This window comes from Streptomyces sp. NPDC088350, from assembly GCF_044753545.1.
In the GTDB taxonomy this organism is placed as follows: Bacteria; Actinomycetota; Actinomycetes; order Streptomycetales; family Streptomycetaceae; genus Streptomyces.
The window spans coordinates 351,242-371,059 of sequence record NZ_JBIVNL010000004.1 but is presented as its reverse complement, the minus strand read 5'-3'; the positions used below and the strand labels follow the sequence as shown (position 1 = coordinate 371,059).

General features: G+C 70.7%; 13 protein-coding genes. 3 read left to right on the top strand and 10 right to left on the bottom strand.

The features are described from left to right. Positions 1 to 80: 80 nt before the first annotated feature. The gene (locus tag ACIQBL_RS15535) at positions 81 to 1,976 is read right to left on the bottom strand and encodes a SpoIIE family protein phosphatase (RefSeq protein ID WP_401941453.1); all 1,896 of its coding nucleotides are present in this window, start codon (positions 1,974 to 1,976) and stop codon (positions 81 to 83) included. A gap of 102 nt (positions 1,977 to 2,078) precedes the next feature. Here ACIQBL_RS15535 and ACIQBL_RS15530 point away from each other — a divergent pair, with 102 nt between their 5' ends. Both ACIQBL_RS15530 and ACIQBL_RS15525 read left to right on the top strand, forming a co-directional pair. Then, entirely contained in the window at positions 2,079 to 6,209 is a 4,131-nt protein-coding gene (locus ACIQBL_RS15530) for a HAMP domain-containing protein (protein WP_401941451.1), read from the top strand. Positions 6,210 to 6,221: 12 nt separating this feature from the next. Beyond that, complete coding sequence (locus tag ACIQBL_RS15525) at positions 6,222 to 6,806, top strand: two-component system response regulator (RefSeq protein ID WP_401941448.1); 585 nt, start codon at positions 6,222 to 6,224, stop codon at positions 6,804 to 6,806. A gap of 122 nt (positions 6,807 to 6,928) precedes the next feature. Here the strand turns inward: ACIQBL_RS15525 and ACIQBL_RS15520 are convergent, their stop codons facing one another. Together ACIQBL_RS15520 and lepA are read right to left on the bottom strand one after the other, a co-directional pair. After that, the gene (locus ACIQBL_RS15520; RefSeq protein WP_401941446.1) at positions 6,929 to 8,821 is read right to left on the bottom strand and encodes an AMP-dependent synthetase/ligase; all 1,893 of its coding nucleotides are present in this window, start codon (positions 8,819 to 8,821) and stop codon (positions 6,929 to 6,931) included. A 194-nt stretch (positions 8,822 to 9,015) separates the two neighbouring features. Next, the gene (gene lepA, locus ACIQBL_RS15515) at positions 9,016 to 10,890 is read right to left on the bottom strand and encodes a translation elongation factor 4 (protein ID WP_401941444.1); all 1,875 of its coding nucleotides are present in this window, start codon (positions 10,888 to 10,890) and stop codon (positions 9,016 to 9,018) included. Positions 10,891 to 11,190: 300 nt separating this feature from the next. Between lepA and rpsT the strand changes: the two genes are divergently transcribed. Continuing rightward, a complete protein-coding gene (gene rpsT, locus ACIQBL_RS15510) occupies positions 11,191 to 11,457 on the top strand; it encodes a 30S ribosomal protein S20 (protein ID WP_363097277.1) in 267 nt (88 codons plus the stop codon). Between the two features lie 190 nt (positions 11,458 to 11,647). Here the strand turns inward: rpsT and holA are convergent, their stop codons facing one another. The 7 genes from holA to ACIQBL_RS15475 all read right to left on the bottom strand — a co-directional run bounded on the left by holA (position 11,648) and on the right by ACIQBL_RS15475 (position 19,701). Next, positions 11,648 to 12,637: a DNA polymerase III subunit delta gene (gene holA / locus ACIQBL_RS15505; protein ID WP_401941441.1), complete on the bottom strand. Its 990-nt coding sequence runs from the start codon at positions 12,635 to 12,637 to the stop codon at positions 11,648 to 11,650. Between the two features lie 105 nt (positions 12,638 to 12,742). After that, positions 12,743 to 12,988 carry a hypothetical protein gene (locus tag ACIQBL_RS15500; RefSeq protein ID WP_401941439.1) on the bottom strand — a complete coding sequence of 82 codons (246 nt, stop codon included), beginning with the start codon at positions 12,986 to 12,988 and terminating at the stop codon, positions 12,743 to 12,745. Positions 12,989 to 13,035: 47 nt separating this feature from the next. Beyond that, positions 13,036 to 13,857, bottom strand: a complete 822-nt coding sequence (locus tag ACIQBL_RS15495; protein ID WP_401941436.1) for an arylamine N-acetyltransferase — start codon at positions 13,855 to 13,857, stop codon at positions 13,036 to 13,038. A 41-nt stretch (positions 13,858 to 13,898) separates the two neighbouring features. After that, positions 13,899 to 16,571: a ComEC/Rec2 family competence protein gene (locus tag ACIQBL_RS15490; protein ID WP_401941433.1), complete on the bottom strand. Its 2,673-nt coding sequence runs from the start codon at positions 16,569 to 16,571 to the stop codon at positions 13,899 to 13,901. Further along, positions 16,568 to 17,869 carry a helix-hairpin-helix domain-containing protein gene (locus ACIQBL_RS15485; protein ID WP_401941430.1) on the bottom strand — a complete coding sequence of 434 codons (1,302 nt, stop codon included), beginning with the start codon at positions 17,867 to 17,869 and terminating at the stop codon, positions 16,568 to 16,570. The genes ACIQBL_RS15490 and ACIQBL_RS15485 overlap by 4 nt, the downstream gene beginning before the upstream one ends. Positions 17,870 to 18,018: 149 nt before the next feature. Then, positions 18,019 to 18,864, bottom strand: coding sequence for a DegV family protein (locus tag ACIQBL_RS15480; RefSeq protein ID WP_401941427.1), 846 nt, complete (start codon positions 18,862 to 18,864; stop codon positions 18,019 to 18,021). A 108-nt stretch (positions 18,865 to 18,972) separates the two neighbouring features. Next, complete coding sequence (locus ACIQBL_RS15475) at positions 18,973 to 19,701, bottom strand: hypothetical protein (protein ID WP_401941426.1); 729 nt, start codon at positions 19,699 to 19,701, stop codon at positions 18,973 to 18,975. Between the last annotated feature and the right edge of the window lie 117 nt (positions 19,702 to 19,818).

Below are 19,818 nucleotides of genomic sequence, written 5' to 3'. Positions count from 1 at the left end.
TACTAATCGGACCATTAGGGGTAATGGGTTGTCAGATCACCACGTACCACCGGATTCCAGTGCGCGGGAGGCGGGTCCCGTTACTCCGCCTGGAGCACCAGCAGCGCCATGTCGTCCTCCGGCGGGCGTCCGCCGAACTCGTGCACCAGCCGTTTGATCCGCTCCGCGATCAGCTCGGCGCTGAGCCCCGCGCACCCGGCGAGCGCGGTCGCGAGCCCGTCGCCGTCGTCGAACTGGACGGAGCCGGAGCGCCGCTCGGTCACCCCGTCCGTGACGCACAACAGGCTGTCGCCGGGCCGCAGTTCGAAGGTCTCGCTGGTGTACGTCACGTCCTCGACGACCCCGAGGAGGGTCTGCGGGCGCGCCGCCGTACCGACGCCGCCGTCCGGCCCGAGGAGCAGCGGCAGCGGGTGTCCGGCGGAGGCGAGGGTGCAGCGGACGCCGCCGTCGAAGGGGACCAGCTCGCCGTAGAGGAGGGAGAGGAAGCGGGGGCCGTCGCCGACCGGGCCCGGCATGCCGCCCGCGGCGACCAGGGCGTGGGCCGCCGCGTCGGCGGCCTCGGTGGCGTCGTCGAGGAGGAGCTGGTTGAGACGGTCGAGGACGTCGGCGACGCCGTAGCCCTCGCGGGCGAGGAGGCGCAGCCAGGGGCGGGCCAGCCCGATGACCACGGCGGCCTCGGGGCCCTTGCCCTGGACGTCGCCGAGGGCGAAGCACCAGCGGCCGTCGCCGGCCGGGAACAGGTCGTAGAAGTCGCCGCTGGGGCCGCCCTTGTCGCACGGTTCGTAGACGAGGGCGCTGTGCACACCGGGGATCTCGGCGACGGCGCCGGGGAGCAGGCCGCGCTGGAGGACACGGCTGATGGTGGCCTGGCGGGCGTACTGGCGGGCCGCGCCGATCGCGAGCGCGACCCGGCGGCTGAGGTCCTCGACCAGGCCGGTGACCTCGTCGGGGAAGCACGGCAGCCCGGACCGACCGATGACCAGCGTGCCCAGCGGACGGCCGCCCGCGATCAGCCGGTACGCCAGCGCCGCGCCGTGGGTGCCGTGCGGGCCGAGGGCGTCGGCGGGCCAGGGGTAGGACACGGGCCGCAGCGAGTCCGGCGGGCGGGGCGGGTCCTTCTCCAGGGCCCGGCGCAGCTCCTCGATGCGGTTCTCGCTGCCGTGCCAGACCCGGGCGAGGCGCGGTCCGGCGCCGGCCCCGGCGCTCTCGCCCCAGCCTCCGCCGCGGCCCATCGCCTCGTCCTCCAGCCATACGGCGCACCAGTCGGCCAGTCTCGGCACGATCAGCTGTCCGGCGAGCGCGGCGACGAGGTCCTCGTCGAGCTGTCCGGCGAGAAGGTCGGAGGCCTCGGCGAGGAAGGAGAGGGCGCCGCGGCCCAGCCAGTCCCGGTCGCGTTCGGCGCGCTGCGGTTCGGGGGCCAGGATCTCGGCGACGCGGAGGCCGCGCTCCACGGCGTAGGTCTCCAACTCCTCGGCGGCCGGAGTGCCGTTGGCGGGCAGGCGGGCCCACACGGTCTTGGTGCCGGTGCGGTAGGTGACACCCCAGGCCTCGGCGAGGGTGGAGACGAGCCGCAGTCCGCGGCCGAACTCCGGTGTCTCGTGGGCCGGTTCGGGGCTGTTGTCGCGCGGGGCGCGGGAGGGGTGGTGGTCGGCGACCTCGACGACGACCGACTCCGTGTCCTCCAGCCGGCAGATCAGTTCGACGTCGGTGCCCGCGTGCACGACGGCGTTGGTGACGAGTTCGCTGACGACGACCATCGCGTCTTCGGCGAGCCGGTCGGTGAGGAACTCGGTTCCGGACAGGCCGAGTTCGGTCCATTCGCGGAGCGCGGCGCGCACCAGGCCGCGGGCGGAACCGGGCGCGAGGGGGCTTCCGGACAGCGTGGCGCGCATCGTCGTGCGCGGGTCCGCGCCGTGGTGCGCGGGCGCATCGGGAGCACGCGAAGTGGTCTCCCTTTGCGTCGGAATGGCCCCCATGCACAGCTCCCCGAGCAGATCGGACGAATACGCCTCAGTCGATGGCGACAGAGTGACAGACTGGCCGCGCCCATAAGCGCCGAGTTACCGAAGTGGGCCGCCATGAGTGAGAACAGTGCTACGCGTGTGCTCGAAGACGGACACAAAGAGGACTGGATTCGAGCATCGGACCTCCGTCCGCTGCTCGCCGTGATGACGGCCGCCCGGGACGGCGACTTCACGAAGGCGCCGGAGACGGGCTCCGGAATGGTGGCCGAACTGACCGCCGCCTTCAACCAGATCATGGACCGCAGCACCCACTTCAACGCCGAGACGCAGCGTGTCAAACGGGAGCTGATCCGCCACGGCCGCCTCGACGAACGCCTCTCCGCGAGCCCCGGCCAGGGCGGCTGGACCTCCCGCGTCAACGACGTCAACCAGCTCCTCGACGCCCTGGTCGCCCCGGCCGCCAACGCGACCCGGGTCCTGGACGCGGTGGCGGGCGGCGATCTGACCCAGCGGGTCGATCTGCACGACGGCAGCAGGCAGTTGCGCGGTGATCTACGGCGCCTCGGCCGGGCCGTGAACAAGATGGTGGACCAGCTCTCCCTGTTCACCGGCGAGGTGACCCGGGTCGCCCGCGAGGTCGGCACCGAGGGCAGACTCGGCGGGCGCGCCAAAGTACAGGGCCTGTCGGGCAGTTGGCGGGATGTGACCGAGGCGGTCAACACGATGGCGTCCCGGCTGACCGCGCAGGTGCGGGACATCGCCCTGGTGACGACGGCGGTGGCGCGCGGCGACCTGACCCGTACGGTCACCGTCGAGGCGACCGGTGAGCTGCTCGAACTCAAGCTCACCGTGAACACGATGGTCGACCAGCTCTCCGCGTTCGCCGACGAGGTGACGCGCGTCGCCCGCGAGGTCGGCACCGAGGGGCAGTTGGGCGGTCGCGCGCAGGTGCGGGGCGTGTCCGGGGTCTGGAAGGACCTCACCGACAACGTCAACTTCATGGCGTCGAACCTGACTTCACAGGTCAGGAACATCGCCCAGGTGACCACCGCCGTGGCGAACGGCGACCTGAGCCAGAAGATCACGGTCGACGCCCAAGGGGAGATCCTCGAACTGAAGTCGACCATCAACACGATGGTGGACCAGCTCTCCGCGTTCGCCGACGAGGTGACGCGCGTCGCCCGCGAGGTCGGCACCGAGGGCAACCTCGGCGGGCGCGCCCAGGTGCGAGGTGTCTCGGGGGTCTGGAAGGACCTGACCGACAACGTCAACTTCATGGCGGACAACCTGACTTCGCAGGTCCGGAACATCGCGCTGGTGTCGACCGCCGTCGCACAGGGCGACCTCGGCAAGAAGATCACGGTGGAGGCCAAGGGCGAGATCCTGGAGCTGAAGTCCACGATCAACACGATGGTGGACCAGTTGTCGGCTTTCGCGGACGAGGTGACGCGCGTGGCGCGCGAGGTCGGCACGGAGGGCAACCTCGGCGGTCAGGCGCAGGTGCGGGGCGTCAGCGGCGTCTGGAAGGACTTGACGGACAACGTCAACTTCATGGCCCTGAACCTGACTTCGCAGGTCCGCAACATCGCCCAGGTGACGACCGCGGTCGCCAACGGCAACCTCTCGAAGAAGATCACCGTCGACGCGCGCGGCGAGATCCTCGAACTGAAGGACACCGTCAACACGATGGTGGAGCAGCTGCGGGCCTTCGCCGACGAGGTGACCCGGGTGGCCCGCGAGGTCGGCACCGACGGCCGACTCGGCGGCCGGGCCCAGGTGCTGGGCGTCTCCGGCGTCTGGCGCGACCTGACCGACAACGTCAACTACATGGCCGACAACCTGACTTCACAGGTCCGGAACATCGCGCAGGTCGCCACGGCCGTGGCGCAGGGCGACCTGTCGAAGAAGATCGACGTGGACGCGCGCGGCGAGATCCTTGAGCTGAAGACCACCATCAACACGATGGTCGACACCCTCTCCTCCTTCTCCTCCGAGGTCACGCGTGTCGCCCGCGAGGTCGGCTCCGAGGGCCAACTCGGCGGCCAGGCGCGGGTGGAGGGCGTCTACGGCACCTGGAAGCGCCTGACGACCAACGTGAACGAACTCGCGCTCAACCTGACCACGCAGGTCCGCGCGATCGCCGAGGTGGCCTCGGCGGTGGCGCAGGGCGACATGTCCCGCTCGATCACGGTGGAGACCCAGGGCGAGGTCACCGAGCTGAAGGACAACATCAACCTGATGGTGGCCAACCTCCGCGAGACGACCCGCGCGAAGGACTGGCTGGAGTCCAACCTGGCCCGCCTGGCGGCCCTGATGCAGGGGCACCGGGACCTGATGGAGGTCGCCGACCTGATCCTGCGCGAGCTGACCCCGCTGGTGAACGCGCAGTACGGGGCGTTCTTCCTGGCCGATCCGGACGAGGACAGTCTGCGAACGGCCATCCCCGCCAAGGGACTTGCCTTCATCGCCGGGTACGGGTCGGCGCAGGGGGCGACCGTGGACACGGGCGGGATGCCGGTGCACGGGCTGGTACGGCAGGCGGCGCGGGAGAAGAAGCGGATCCTGGTGGAGGAGGCCCCGCCGGACTACATCAAGATCAACAGCGGGCTGGGGGAAGCCGCCCCGGCGAGCGTGGTCATCATCCCGATCATCTTCGAGGACAAGCTCCTCGGTGTGATCGAGCTGGCCTCCTTCTCCCGCTTCTCCGACGTCCACCTGGCCTTCTTCGACCAGTTCGTGAACACCATCGGCGTCGCGATCAACACCATCATCGCCAACTCCCGCACGGAGTCCCTGCTCGGCGAGTCCCAGCGGCTGGCCATGCAGTTGCAGGAACGTTCGGACGAACTCCAGAAACAGCAGGCCGAGTTGCAGCGCTCCAACGCCGAACTGGAGGAGAAGGCAGCCCTGTTGGCCACCAGCTCCCAGTACAAGTCGGAGTTCCTGGCGAACATGAGCCACGAGCTGCGCACCCCGCTGAACTCGCTCCTCATCCTGGCGCGCCTGCTGTCGGACAACCCGGACGGCCATCTCTCCGACCAGGAAGTGCAGTTCGCGACCACGATCCACCGCTCCGGCTCGGACCTGCTCCAGCTCATCAACGACATCCTCGACCTGTCGAAGATCGAGGCCGGCCGGATGGACGTACGCCCGAAACGGCTCCCCCTCATCAAGCTCCTCGACTACGTCCACGCCACCTTCCGCCCGCTCACCCTGGACCGGGGGCTCTCCTTCGAGGTGTCGGTCGGCGAGGACGTACCGCGCGAGATGTGGTCGGACGAGCAGCGGCTCCAGCAGATCCTGCGCAACCTGCTGTCCAACGCCATCAAGTTCACCGCCACGGGCCGGGTCGAACTCCGCGTCAACCGGGTCAAGGACCCCGATCACCGCCACTCCACCGACAGCGACGAAGTCATCGCGTTCGCCGTCTCCGACACCGGTATCGGCATCGCCGCCGAGAAACTCCCGGTGATCTTCGAGGCGTTCCAGCAGGCCGACGGCACGACCAACCGCAAGTACGGCGGTACGGGACTGGGGCTGTCGATCAGCCGCGAGATCGCCGGGCTGCTGGGCGGCCGTATCGTCGCGGAGAGCGAGCCCGGCAGCGGCTCGACCTTCACGCTCTACGTCCCGGTCGCCAGCCCCGGCCACGCGGCGACCGGACGGACCTCCGAGGACCGGGAACCGCCCTCGCTGCCCGAGCAGTTGTCGTCCGAGCCGTTCACCGCGCACGAGGTGGACGACTCATGGCCGACGCCCACCAAGCTGGAGGCGTGGAAGGCCGGGCGGGCGGGTCAAGTGCTGCCGGGGCGGCGGGTGTTGATCGTCGACGACGACATCCGCAACGTCTTCGCACTCACCCATGTGCTGGGCCGGGTCGGCATGCCGGTGCTCTACGCGGAGAACGGCCGCGAGGGCATCGAGACCCTTGAGCGCAATCCCGACGTCGAACTGGTGCTGATGGACATCATGATGCCGGAGATGGACGGGTACGAGACCATCGCCGCCATCCGCCGCGCCCCGCGCTGGACCGGGCTGCCCATCGTCGCGCTCACCGCCAAGGCGATGCCGGGCGACCGGGAGAAGTCCATCGCGCGGGGCGCCAACGACTACGTACCGAAGCCGGTGGACGTCGACCAGTTGCTGACCGTCGTCTGCGCCCTCCTGGACCCCGAGGCCGAGGACATCGCGGGGACGGATACGGGTACACCAGGGGAGACGGCGGCACCGCCGACGACTGAGTGAGGCACAGTCATCATGAGCGCTGAGGCAACGACCGACGAGAGTGCCGGCATCCTCCTGGTCGACGACATGGAGGACAACCTGGTCGCGCTGGAGGCCGTCCTGGGGTCCCTCAACGAGCCACTGGTACGCGCCCGTTCGGGCGAGGAGGCGATGAAGGCGCTGCTGCGGCAGCGCTTCGCCGTGGTCCTCCTCGACATCCGGATGCCGGGCATGGACGGTTTCGAGACCGCCGCCAACATCAAACGGCTCGACCAGACCAAGGACGTGCCGATCATCTTCCTGACCGGCACGGACTCGGACGCGGGGTACGCGTTCCGGGGCTATGCCACGGGGGCGGCCGACTATCTGACCAAGCCGTTCGATCCCTGGGTGCTGCGGGCGAAGGTCACCGTCTTCCTCGAACTGCACCGGAAGAACCAGCTGTTGGAGCGGATGCTGGCGCGGGAGCAGGGGCAGTTCGAGGAACTGGCGTCGCGGCTCAAGGAGATTGAGGCGCGGGTGGCTGCGAGCACGGTGGAGGAGGTGCGGGAGCTTCGGGATCAGGTGAGGGAGATGGGGCAGCTGGTGAGGGAGTTGCGGCGGCGCTCGACCAGGTAGGTGCGTTGTTGGGTGCGGGTCCGGTGGGGGCTGGGCGCGCCCACACGGCGGAGCCGCATATCAATACAGCCCCGCGCCCCTGATGGCCCGCGGCCCCTTCGGGGCGCGGGCCATCATTGTGGCTACGCCTCCCTCGAACCCGCGTACATCTCGTCGATCAGGTGCTTGTACTCCCGTTCCACCACCGGGCGCTTGAGCTTGAGGCTCGGGGTGATCTCGCCGTGTTCGATGTCGAGGTCGCGCGGGAGGAGGCGGAACTTCTTGATGGTCTGCCAGCGCTGGAGACCCTCGTTGAGTTCCTTGACGTAGCCCTCGATCAGGGCGAGCGTCGCGGGGGCGGCGACGACCTCGGCGTAGGACTTGCCCGCGAGGTCGTTCTCCTTGGCCCACTCCAGGACGGACGGTTCGTCGAGGGCGATGAGGGCGGTGCAGAAGTTCCGGTCGGCGCCGTGGACGAGGATGTTGGAGACGTACGGGCACACGGCCTTGAACTGGCCCTCGACCTCGGCGGGCGCGATGTACTTGCCGCCGGACGTCTTGATGAGGTCCTTCTTGCGGTCGGTGATGCGCAGGTAGCCGTCGGGGGACAGTTCGCCGATGTCGCCGGTGTGGAACCAGCCGTCCGACTCCAGGACCTCGGCGGTCTTCTCGGGCAGCCCGTGGTAGCCCTCCATGATGCCGGGGCCGCGCAGCAGGATCTCGCCGTCGTCCGCGATGCGCACCTCCGTGCCGGCCAGCGGCTTGCCGACCGTGCCGGTGCGGTAGGCCTCGCCGGGGTTCACGAAGGAGGCCGCGGAGGACTCGGTCAGGCCGTAGCCCTCCAGGATGTGGATGCCGGCGCCGGCGAAGAAGTAGCCGATCTCGGGCGCGAGCGCGGCCGATCCGGAGACGCACGCGCGCAGCTTGCCGCCGAAGGCCTCGCGGATCTTCGCGTAGACCAGCGCGTCGGCGACCTTGTGCTTGGCGGCGAGGCCGAAGGGCGCGTTGGCCACGCCGGTGCGGCGGAAGTTGTCCTGGGTGACCTTGGCGTACTCGCGGGCGACCTCGGCCGCCCACAGGAAGATCTTGTACTTGGCGCCGCCGCCGGCCCGCGCCTTGGCCGCGACCCCGTTGTAGACCTTCTCGAAGATGCGCGGGACGGCCGCCATGTACGTCGGCTGCACGACCGGCAGATTCTCGATGATCTTGTCGACCCGGCCGTCGACGGCGGTGACGTGCCCGACCTCGATCTGTCCCGAGGTCAGCACCTTGCCGAAGACGTGCGCGAGCGGCAGCCACAGGTACTGCACGTCCTCGGGGCCGAGCAGCCCGGTCGCCGAGATCGCCTTCGCCATGTACGACCAGTTGTCCTGCGGCAGGCGGACGCCCTTGGGGCGGCCGGTGGTGCCGGAGGTGTAGATGATCGTCGCGAGCTGGTCCCTGGTGATGGACGCGACCCGTTCCTTGATCAGGTCCGGGTTCTTCTCCAGGTACGCGGCACCGCGCTGCTCCAGCTCGGCGAGGGTCAGCACCCAGTCGTCGGTCTCCCCGGCCTGTCCGGTCTCGACGCCTGCCGGGTCGATGACCACGACGTGGGTCAGCTCGGGCAGTTCGGCGCGCTTCTCCCGGGCCTTGGCGAGCTGTGCCGCGTCCTCCGCGATCAGGATCCTGCTGCCGGAGTCGGAGAGGATGAAGGTCGACTCGTCGGCGTTGGTCTGCGGGTACACCGTCGTCGTGGCGGCGCCGGCGCACAGGATGCCCAGGTCGACGAGGATCCACTCGACGCGGGTGGCGGAGGCGAGGGCGACGCGCTGCTCGGGCTGTACGCCCAGTTCGATCAGACCGGCCGCGATCGCGAAGACCCGCTCGGCGGCCTGCGCCCAGCTCAGCGACTTCCAGGCGTCGGGGCCCTCACCGGAGGTCGCCGGCACCGGGTAGCGGTAGGCCTCGGCGTCCGGCGTGGCCGCCACCCGCTCCAGGAAGAGGCCCGCCACGGACGGCGGACGGTTCTCGATCAGGGTCTGTGTGTCGCTCACGACATCCTCCGGGGCCCGCGACAGTGCGGCTGGCTCATTGCTACGGCTGTTGTTTAACTCGCGAGTAACTATCGAGCAGTGATCAGAGTAAGCCGCGACCGGCCGGTGCGTAAGGGGCGGCGGACGGTCACTTCCTCCAGAGCCAAGACTTGGGGCCCGCCGCGCGAAAGCGCAACGGGCCCCATGCGTCGCCGCTACTTCTTGCCCTTGGCCCCGCCGCCGCTGTCGTCGCTGGACAGCACCGCGATGAAGGCCTCCTGGGGAACCTCCACGGAACCCACCATCTTCATCCGCTTCTTGCCCTCCTTCTGCTTCTCCAGCAGCTTCCGCTTCCGGGAGATGTCACCGCCGTAGCACTTGGCGAGGACGTCCTTGCGGATGGCGCGGATGGTCTCGCGGGCGATGACCCGGGAGCCGATGGCCGCCTGAATGGGCACCTCGAAGGCCTGCCGCGGGATCAGCTCCCGCAGCTTGGCGACCAGCCGCACGCCGTACGCGTACGCCGCGTCCTTGTGCGTGATCGCCGAGAAGGCGTCCACCTTGTCGCCGTGCAGCAGGATGTCGACCTTGACCAGGCTGGAGGACACCTCGCCGGTGGGCTCGTAGTCGAGCGAGGCGTAGCCGCGGGTCTTGGACTTCAGCTGGTCGAAGAAGTCGAAGACGATCTCCGCGAGGGGGAGCGTGTACCGGATCTCGACCCGGTCCTCCGACAGGTAGTCCATGCCGAGCAGGGTGCCGCGCCGGGTCTGGCACAGCTCCATGATCGAGCCGATGAACTCCGACGGCGCGAGGATCGTCGCGCGCACGACGGGCTCGTAGACCTTGTCGATCTTCCCCTCGGGGAACTCGCTCGGGTTGGTGACGACGTGCTCGCTGCCGTCCTCCATCTCGACCCGGTACACCACGTTCGGCGCGGTCGCGATGAGGTCGAGTCCGAACTCGCGCTCCAGCCGCTCCCGGATCACGTCCAGGTGCAGCAGCCCGAGGAAACCGACACGGAAGCCGAAGCCCAGCGCCGCCGAGGTCTCCGGCTCGTAGACGAGCGCGGCGTCGTTGAGCTGGAGCTTGTCGAGGGCCTCGCGCAGCTCCGGGTAGTCGGACCCGTCCAGCGGATACAGGCCCGAGAAGACCATGGGCTTGGGGTCCTTGTAACCGCCGAGCGCCTCGGTCGCGCCCTGGTGCAGGGTGGTGATCGTGTCACCGACCTTGGACTGGCGGACGTCCTTCACACCGGTGATCAGATAGCCGACCTCGCCGACGCCGAGGCCGTCCGCGCCGAGCATCTCCGGCGAGTTCGTCCCGATCTCCAGCAGCTCGTGCGTGGCGTTCGTGGACATCATCCGGATCTTCTCGCGCTTGGTGAGCTGACCGTCGATGACCCTGATGTACGTCACGACACCGCGGTAGGAGTCGTAGACGGAGTCGAAGATCATGGCGCGGGCGGGCGCGTCGGCGTTCCCGACGGGCGCCGGGACCTCCTTGACGACCTTGTTGAGCAGTACGTCGACCCCGATACCGGTCTTCGCGGACACCCGCAGCACGTCGTCGGGCTCGCACCCGACGAGGTTGGCCAGCTCCTCCGCGAACTTCTCGGGCTGCGCGGCCGGCAGGTCGATCTTGTTCAGTACGGGGATGATCGTGAGTTCGTTCTCCATCGCCAGGTACAGGTTGGCGAGGGTCTGGGCCTCGATGCCCTGGGCGGCGTCCACGAGCAGCACGGTGCCCTCGCAGGCGGCGAGCGACCGCGAGACCTCGTACGTGAAGTCGACGTGTCCCGGGGTGTCGATCATGTTGAGGATGTGGGTACTGCCCTCGTCGGCCCCGTCGGTGGGGGCCCACGGCAGACGCACCGCCTGGGACTTGATCGTGATGCCGCGCTCGCGCTCGATGTCCATGCGGTCGAGGTACTGAGCACGCATCTGCCGCTGGTCGACCACTCCGGTCAGCTGGAGCATCCGGTCGGCGAGCGTGGACTTGCCGTGGTCGATGTGCGCGATGATGCAGAAATTGCGGATCAACGCCGGGTCGGTACGGCTCGGCTCGGGCACATGGCTGGGGATCGCGGGCACGCAGGGTCCTGATTCTTGAGGCGTCCGCAGTGTCTGCGGTCTCGGGTCGGATCGATACGTAGACTCCATCGTCCCACGCGTGGGAGGTGCGGTCCGGTTTGGGCCGGTGCGAGAGGTTCGCCGGAGGCCTCTCGGACGCCTCTCTAGGACCGGTTTGGGTGGCCCGGTGGGCGGCTGGTAGCCTGGGTGGCTGTGTCTCATGCCCTCTCTTGCACGAGTTCGGGCGCGGGACGCACCCCAAGAAAAATCATCGGCCCGGGACCCGTGCGGCCCCGTGCCAGAACCTGCAAAGGCTCATTCGTGGCGAACATCAAGTCCCAGATCAAGCGGATCAAGACCAACGAGAAGGCTCGGCTGCGCAACAAGGCCGTCAAGTCCTCACTGAAGACCGCGATCCGCAAGGCCCGTGAGGCAGCGGCCGCGGGTGACGTCGAGAAGGCCACCGAGTACCAGCGCGCTGCCGCGCGTCAGCTCGACAAGGCCGTCGCCAAGGGCGTCATCCACAAGAACCAGGCCGCCAACAAGAAGTCGGCGCTTGCTTCCAAGGTCATCGCGCTCAAGGGCTGATCCTCCCGCACTCGACTCGGCCCGCATCCCGGGCCGGGACCAGTAGCAATCCACCGTGAGGACACGTCGAGCCCTCTACCTCGATTCACGGACAGACATCGTGGTCGCCACGCCACGTACAGTGCCCCCGGACCCACTTCGGGGGCATTGCTGTGTCCCCGCTCAGTCGTGTGTTCCGGGGGTGGAGCTGTCAGGCCTGTCCCCGCGACCGAGCCGCCCGAGCGATCGCGACGACCGCCTTCTCCAACGCGTACTCCGGATCGTCCCCCCCGCCCTTCACTCCCGCGTCCGCCTCGGCCACCGCCCGCAGCGCGACGGAGACCGCGTCCGGTGTCCACCCGCGCATCTGCTGGCGCACCCGGTCGATCTTCCACGGCGGCATCCCCAGCTCCCGCGCCAGATCCGCCGGCCGCCCGCTCCGCGCGGACGACAGCTTCCCGATCGCCCGCACCCCCTGCGCCAACGCGCTGGTGATCAGCACCGGCGCCACCCCGGTGGACAACGACCACCGCAGCGCCTCCAGCGCCTCCGCCGCCCGCCCTTCCACGGCCCGGTCCGCGACCGTGAAGCTCGACGCCTCGGCCCGCCCCGTGTAGTACCGCCCGACGATCGCCTCGTCGATGGTCCCCTCGACATCGGCGACCAACTGGGAGACGGCGGACGCCAGCTCCCGCAGATCGCTGCCGATGGAGTCGACGAGCGCCTGGCACGCCTCCGGCGTGGCCGATCTCCCGGTCGCCCGGAACTCACCCCGCACGAAGGCCAGCCGGTCCGCCGGCTTCGTCATCTTCGGGCAGGCCACCTCCCGCGCCCCCGCCTTGCGTGCGGCATCGAGCAGCCCTTTGCCCTTGACCCCGCCCGCGTGCAGCAACACCAGGGTGATCTCCTCGGCGGGCGCGTCGAGATACCCCTTCACATCCTTGATCGTGTCCGCGGACAGATCCTGCGCATTGCGTACGACCACGACCTTCCGCTCCGCGAAGAGCGACGGACTGGTCAACTCGGCGAGCGTGCCGGGCTGCAACTGGTCCGAAGTCAGGTCACGTACGTCCGTGTCGGCGTCGGCGGCCCGGGCGGCGGCCACCACCTCCTGCACGGCACGGTCGAGCAGGAGGTCCTCCTGGCCCACGGCAAGCGTCACCGGGGCGAGAGGGTCGTCATTCGCAGTCTTCCTGGCCATCTCGTAAAGCATCGCACGCGCCACTGACACTCGGGGTACGAGCGGGGGGGGTGCGGGTGGGGTGCCGGGATGCGGGTGCGGGGCCGGTAGCGGACCCGGCGGCTGCTACGGCTCCTCGCGCCAGCCGTCCCACTCCCCCGCGAACGCGTCCAGCTCCCCGGGATCGAGCCGCCCCTCCTCGTCCCGCAGCACGAGAAGCCACTGCGCGTCCTCGGCATCGTCCTCACCGGCCAGCGCGTCCCGCACCAACCGCGGCTCCTCGTCGAGCGCGAACCGCTCCCCGATCACCTCCGCCGCCTCCTGGGCCGCGTCACGGTCGGGCAGTACCAGCACATGTCTCACATCGCTCACGAGGACATTTTCCGGCACGACCGCGGGCTCGCGCGCACCCACCCGGGCTACGCGGGCTCGCGCACCGTCGGCACCTCCCCCAGCTCGATCCCGAACCGCTCCCGGTACACCGCCAACACCTCCTCGTCCGTGGCCAGTTCACGTACGTCCCGGGTACCGTCCGGCGCCGTCACCGTCAGCCCGCGACCGCTGAGCGTGATCCTCCCGCCGTCGTCCGTGAGCCGTGAGCAGACCAGTGACCGGGTGAAGTGCGACACGGGCGAGGTGCTGTGCCACCACGCCCCGGCCACGAAGTCACCGAGCACCCGGGGGCGCACCTCCAGGCGGTACTCGGGCTTTCCGTTCCGGAGCACGTCCAGGTCCCCGTCCGGCCCCGACGCGACAACGCTGAACGTACCGCCGGGGTCCTTCTGTTCACCCCGCTCCTCATAGGCCAGCGGATAGTGACTGTGCGTCCCGAACCCGACGTCGGCCAGCCACACGCCGTCGTCCCCGTCCCCGTCCCTGCCTCCGTCCCCGTCCCCCGTCCGCACCCGCAGCGCGAGATGGTCGTACGGAATGCCCAGCCGCCCCTCGTCCCCGTGCACCCGCGCCGCGAGCAGCGTGACCTCGAAGCCCAGCGCGGTGAGCAACGCGCCGAACAGTCCGTTCAGTTCGTAGCAGAACCCTCCCCTTCCCGCGCCCACCACCTTGTCCAGCAGCCGCTTCTCCTCCAGCACGATCTCCTCTCCCAGATGAACCGACAGATTCTCGAAGGGCACGGTCCGCAGATGGCGCAGATGCAGCTCGCGCAGGACATCGACGGTGGGCCGCGCCGGGCGCTGGACTCCCAGCCGGCGGAGATAGGCGTCAACCTGTGCGGGATTCATGCCCCCAGTCTGGCTCCGCCTGCGGCCAAGCGCCGATGCCGTCAGTCCCGTGTCACCTGGAGCCCGTCCCCCGCGCCTCCCACCGCCAGCGCCCCGTCCACATCCGTCCGCAGGACCACCGCGCCCATGGCCCGCAGCGCCGCGACCGTGCTCGGGGCGGGGTGCCCGTAGACGTTGTGCTCACCGCAGGAGATCAGCGCCAGCCGCGGGGCCACCCTGCGTATCAGATCCGGGTCCTGGTAGGCCGAACCGTGGTGGGCGACCTTGAGCACGTCCACCCCTCCCAGCAGACCGGCCGCCGGTGACCTCAACAGCTCCTGCTGGGCCAGGGGTTCGAGGTCCCCGAGCAGCAGCAGGCGCAGCCCGGCCGTCCGTACCAGCAGGGCGACGCTGGCGTCGTTCGGGCCGTCCGGGTCCGGCGCCGGGCGTGGCGGGGGCCACAGCACCTGCCAGGAGAGCGGACCGGTGCGTCGCTGTTCCCCGGCCACGGCACGGGTGATCGGGATGTGCCGTTCCGCCGCCGCTCTCCTGACGAACTCGGCCTGGTCCGCGGGTTCTTCGAAGGACGTCGTCTCGATGGCGCCGACCGAACGGCCCCGCAACACCCCGGGCAGTCCCGCCACGTGGTCGGCGTGGAAGTGGGTCAGGACGACAAGCGGAATCCTGGTGATGCCGAGGGTGCGCAGACACTGGTCGACCAGCTTCGGATCGGGTCCGGCGTCCACCACCACGCCGGCGCCCTCGCCCGCCGCGAGCACCGTCGCGTCACCCTGCCCGACATCGCACATCGCGAACCGCCAGCCCGGCGGCGGCCATCCCGTGATCACCCGGGTGAGCGGCGCCGGTTCCACCACGACCAGCAGCAGGAGCAACCCGCAGACACCGCACAGCCAGGGATGCCTCAACAGCCGTCGCCCGACCAGCACGAGGACCGCTACGGCCACGGCGAGCAGCAGCGCCCCGGTCCAACTGCCCGGCCAGTCCACTCCCCCACCCGGCAGCGCCGCGCCGGTCCGCGCGACGTCCGCGATCCATCCGGCGGGCCAACTCGCGCCCCAGGCAAGGACCTTGGCCACCGGCATCGCCACCGGTGCCGTCGCCAGCGCGGCGAAGCCCAGCACAGTGGCCGGTGCGACGGCGATCTCCGCGAGCAGGTTGCACGGCACGGCAACCAGGCTGACCCGCGCCGACAGCACGGCCACGACCGGCGCGCACAGGGCCTGCGCTGCGGCAGCGGCGGCCACCGCCTCGGCCAGCCGCGGCGGAACCCGGTGCCGTCGCAGCGTCTCGCTCCAGCGCGGCGCGAGCGTGAGCAGGGCGCCGGTGGCCAGCACGGAGAGCAGGAAGCCGTAACTGCGGGCCAGCCACGGGTCGTAGAGCACCAGGAGCAGTACGGCCGTCGCCAGGGCCGGGATCAGTGATCTGCGGCGTCCGGTCGCCAGGGCGAGCAGCGCGACGGCTCCGCAGGCCGCGGCCCGCAGCACGCTCGGGTCGGGCCGGCACACGACGACGAATCCGAGTGTGAGCACCCCGCCGAGCAGCGCCGTCGCCCTGAGGGAGATCCCCAAGCGCGGTGCCAGGCCCCGGCGTTCGATGTGCTGGGCGAGGCCGGGTGGTCCGATGAGGAGAGCCAGCAGGATGGTGAGGTTGCTTCCGGAGACGGCGAGGGTGTGTGCGAGGTCGGTCTCCTTGAAGGCCTCGTCCAGTTCGGGTGTGATGCGTGCCGTGTCGCCGACGACCAGCCCGGGCAGCAGGGCCCGCGCGTCCGCCGGCAGCCCGTCGGTGGCCTCGCGCAGCCCGGCCCGCAACCGTCCCGCGAACCGCTGTGCTCCGGTCGGTTCCCCCACCACCTCCGGCACCGGCTGGTTCCGCACCCGCAGCACGGCCGCGACCCGGTCCCCGCTCGTCAGCGGGGGCGCCAACCGCGCGGTCACCCTCACCCGCGTCGAAGGAAGCAGCCCGAGCCAGGGCGAACGCCCCGGCCCACCACCGGAACCCCGTGCCCCGCCAAACCTTCCCGCTCCCTTGGCGGACGAGCCCGGATCGACGATCAACAACACCGGCGCCCGCGTTTCCACGACGGTCCCGTCCGTCTCCTCCACCCGTCGCACCTCGGCCTCGATCAGCACGGAGACCGGAGCCGCGTGATCCCCACTGATCCGGGGCCGGGTCAGCCGTGGATCGGAACCGACCTCCACCTCCGCGGTGACGGCCGCGTACTCCCGCGCCAACTCCGGCACCGGCCCACGGCGCAGATCGGCCCCGTGCAGCCCGGCGGAGGCGGCAGCCGCGGCGATGGAGAGGAGCAGGGCGGCGATCGAGGCCCGGGGCCATACGGCCTGCCGCGTCGGCGGTGCCAGGCGGACTTCTTCCGGTGAGGGGTCAGGGTGTGCGTCCAGCTGTGAAGAGATACGGCCGCCGCCCCTCCGCCCTGTCACCAGGAGCAGTACGAGAGCCACCATCAGCGCCGCGAGGGCGATCCCGGTGACCCAGGCCGGCGACGCGTCCAGCGCCAGTGCCGCCGTCGCCCAGGCCGCGAGCGCGGGCGGTACGAGTCGTAGGTCCGTCGGCCCTTCCTGGTGGGGGTGTGCGGCACCCCGTCGATTCCCGGCGGCGGCGTGCACGTCTCGGCGAGGCGGCGAGGAGCCGTCGTCCTTCGCACTAGGGCGACGACGCGTCGCGGACTCGGGCGGATCGTCGCGCACGCGGATCATGGCTGCACCAGATTCCGCAGATCGGCGAAGCGGCGGTCGCCGATGCCGTTGACCTGGCGCAGCTCGTTCACCGAGCGGAAGCCGCCGTGCTGGGTGCGGTAGTCGATGATGTGCTGGGCCAGCACCGGACCCACGCCCGGCAGGGAGTTGAGCTGGTCCGCGGTGGCCGTGTTGAGCGAGATGGGGGCCGTCGGAGCCGCTCCCCCGACGGAACCCACCGAGCCCGCCACCCCCGCGGTGTTCGCACCGCCCGCGCCGGGCACCGCCGCCGGTGCCGGACCGCCGACGACGATCTGCTCGCCGTCCACGAGGAACCGCGCGCGGTTGAGCCCCTCGGTGTTCGTACCCGGGCGCACCCCACCCGCCGCACGCAGCGCATCGGTCACCCGCGAACCGGCCGGAAGCCGATGAACCCCGGGCGCACGGACCTTGCCACTGACGTCCACGACGATCTCGGTCCCGGCCGCGCTCGCAGCGCCCCGCACTCCGGCCGACGAAACGCGCGACCCACCCGCCTTGCCGGCGGCCCCGCTCCCGTCCTCACCCCCACTCCCACCCGCGTCCCCGCCCGCGTAGGGAGCCACCGCCCGCACCACGTCCGGTGCCCGCACGGGCTGGGTCCGGCCCGCCCAGAAATGCTGCACGGCGAACACCGCGGCCACGACAAGCAGCACACCGAGCGCGACCGCGCTCCGCCGCTCCAGCCCACACCGCGTCTGCACCCACACCGGCATCCGCTCCCGCAGAGCCGGCCCGACCCGCTCCCGCCAGGGCCCGGCCGTACGATCGCCGCCGACAGCGGCTTCTCCGGTACCGCCGAAGTCTCCGGCATGGCCGGCGCCTTCGATGTACGGGACATCAGGCGCCACGGCAACACCCGCCGACGACGCCACCGGGACCGCCCGCTGCCCCAACCCCGGAACAGCCCACGGACCGGCATCGGCCGGCACCGGAGAACGAAGCCCCGACGCCCTCACCACAGGCGGAACAGAACGCCCCATCGCCTCGGTCGCGGGTGGAACATGACGCCCCGCACCTTCGGCCACCGCCGGACGAGAGTCCTCGCCGTCCCCCACGCCCGGCTCCCCACCCGGCGGCCCGTCCCCCAACTCCCCCCGCTCCCCGCCCCGTTCAGCGAACAGCACCTCCGCGCGTCGCCGAAGTTCCTCCGCCGAAGCCTGCCGATGTGCCCGCCCCCGGGTCGGCAGGCGGCGATGCCGGGTGCGGCCGTCGGAGGACGGGGCGCGGCCCGGGCCGCTGGTCGCGGTCGCTGTGCGTGAGCGTGATCGAAGTGCCATGCGCCGAGGATCGGACATTCCGCGACTTCGCGATGATCTTGGTCAATTCCCGGGGACGACCGGCCAGTTGTGGACAACTCCGTCACCCACACGGACCACCGGCCCACGAACGTCACCCCGCCGGGATCCGTCACCCCCGCTGGCATCCGTCACCGCGGCGAAACCACAGCCCCCAACAACCCGGGCCCGGTATGCGCCCCGATCACCGCCCCGACCTCGCTCACATGCAGATCCACCAGCCCGGGCACCCGCGCCCGCAACCGGTCCGCGAGAGCCGACGCCCGCTCGGGCGCGGAGAGATGGTGAACGGCGATGTCTACCTGCGCGCTGCCCGCCCGGTCCGCCGCGAGTTCCTCCAGACGGGCGATCGCCTTCGACGCCGTCCGAACCTTCTCCAGGAGTTCGATGCGCCCGCCCTCCAGCTGGAGCAGAGGCTTCACAGCGAGCGCGGAGCCCAACAGGGCCTGTGCCGCGCCGATTCGGCCGCCCCGGCGCAGATAGTCGAGGGTGTCGACGTAGAAGTAGGCGGAGGTACCGGCGGCGCGCTTCTCGGCGGCCGTGACGGCCTCGTCCACCGTGCCGCCCGCCTCCGCCGTCTCGGCCGCGGCGAGCGCGCAGAAGCCGAGGGCCATCGCGACCATCCCGGTGTCCACGACCCGCACCGGCACCGGTGCCTCGCGCGCCGCGACGACCGCCGCGTCGTAGGTGCCGGAGAGTTCGGCGGAGAGGTGGAGGGAGACGATGCCGGTGGCGCCGGACTCGGCGACCCTGCGGTAGGTCTCCGCGAAGAGCTGGGGGCTGGGGCGCGAGGTGGTGACCGGGCGCCGCTTCTGCAGGGCCTGGGCCAGGGAGCGGGTCGAGATCTCGGTGCCCTCTTCGAGCGCCCGGTCGCCGAGGACCACGGTCAGCGGCACCGCTGTGATGCCGTGGCGCTCCATCGTCAGCGGCGGCAGGTAGGCCGTTGAATCGGTGACGATCGCGACATGGCGGGACATGAGCTGGAGGTTACCTGTCGCAACGGCCGGACGGCAGCCCGACCCCTCTCACCTGGGCCGGAACCGGCCGGATCACCACGGGCCGGCGGACCGGGCCGTGCCGCCCGATCAAGTCGTGCTCTCCGGGCGGGGTTTCTTCTGCCAGGGGTAGGTCGGGCGCCGTCCCGGCGGGGTGATGGCGGACGGGGCCGGTTCCTCGGCGGGGCGGGAGCGCGGGGTCTCCGGCCAGGTCTGCCGGCCCGTCGTGGCGTCGGCGGGCGGGGCGTCGGGCCACGGGGGTGGCGCGTGCTCCGACTTCGTCCAGTGCCGCAGGGCACCGGCCTCCACGTCTATCTGGGCGCTCAGCGCGTCCAGGTCGTCCTCCGCGAAGCGGCCGGCGCGGTCGCGGGCCGCCCAGCGCAGCGAGTCCGCCGACTTCGTGATGCGCTCGGTGCGCTCGCGCAGGGCGGGCAGTCGCTCGGCGAGCGTGCCGCGGTCCGGCTCGGACTCCAGTCGCCTGAGTTCGCCGTCGAGTTCGCGGCCGTGCGCGCTGAGCCGCTCGAAGAGGCCCAGGGACTCCTTGAGGGACTCGTCCTCGGTCACGCCCGCGTGCAGCGCGTCCTGGGTCGCGCGCATCGACGTGCGCAGCGCGAGCCGGAGTTGGGCGACCTGTCCCTGCGGTCCGGGCTGGGCGAAGGACTTGGCGCGCAGGGTGTGGTCCTCGACCGTGCGCCGGGCCTGCGCGACGGTGCGGTCGACGCCGCGCTTGGCCGCGCCGATCGCCTTCACCGCGGCGTAGCCACCGAGAACCACGAACAGCAGGAAGAGAAGGGCGAAGACTGCGATCACGGCTTCCAACGCTCCTCCACCGGCTTGGGGCGGCGCACGCCGCGCCGCTCTTCAACGGTAAACGCAACGGGCAGGTCCGGAGTTCCACCAGAACCCCGAACCTGCCCGTAGGGGACTACCCCGAGG

Bases quoted from the DNA above. Each gene is read 5' to 3' on its own strand.
- ACIQBL_RS15480 (WP_401941427.1), bottom strand. From the start codon at position 18,864: ATGTCCCGCCATGTCGCGATCGTCACCGATTCAACGGCCTACCTGCCG.
- ACIQBL_RS15495 (WP_401941436.1), bottom strand. From the start codon at position 13,857: ATGAATCCCGCACAGGTTGACGCCTATCTCCGCCGGCTGGGAGTCCAG.
- ACIQBL_RS15490 (WP_401941433.1), bottom strand. From the start codon at position 16,571: ATGATCCGCGTGCGCGACGATCCGCCCGAGTCCGCGACGCGTCGTCGC.
- ACIQBL_RS15530 (WP_401941451.1), top strand. From the start codon at position 2,079: ATGAGTGAGAACAGTGCTACGCGTGTGCTCGAAGACGGACACAAAGAG.
- ACIQBL_RS15535 (WP_401941453.1), bottom strand. From the start codon at position 1,976: ATGGGGGCCATTCCGACGCAAAGGGAGACCACTTCGCGTGCTCCCGAT.
- ACIQBL_RS15485 (WP_401941430.1), bottom strand. From the start codon at position 17,869: ATGGCACTTCGATCACGCTCACGCACAGCGACCGCGACCAGCGGCCCG.
- holA (WP_401941441.1), bottom strand. From the start codon at position 12,637: ATGGCCAGGAAGACTGCGAATGACGACCCTCTCGCCCCGGTGACGCTT.
- ACIQBL_RS15525 (WP_401941448.1), top strand. From the start codon at position 6,222: ATGAGCGCTGAGGCAACGACCGACGAGAGTGCCGGCATCCTCCTGGTC.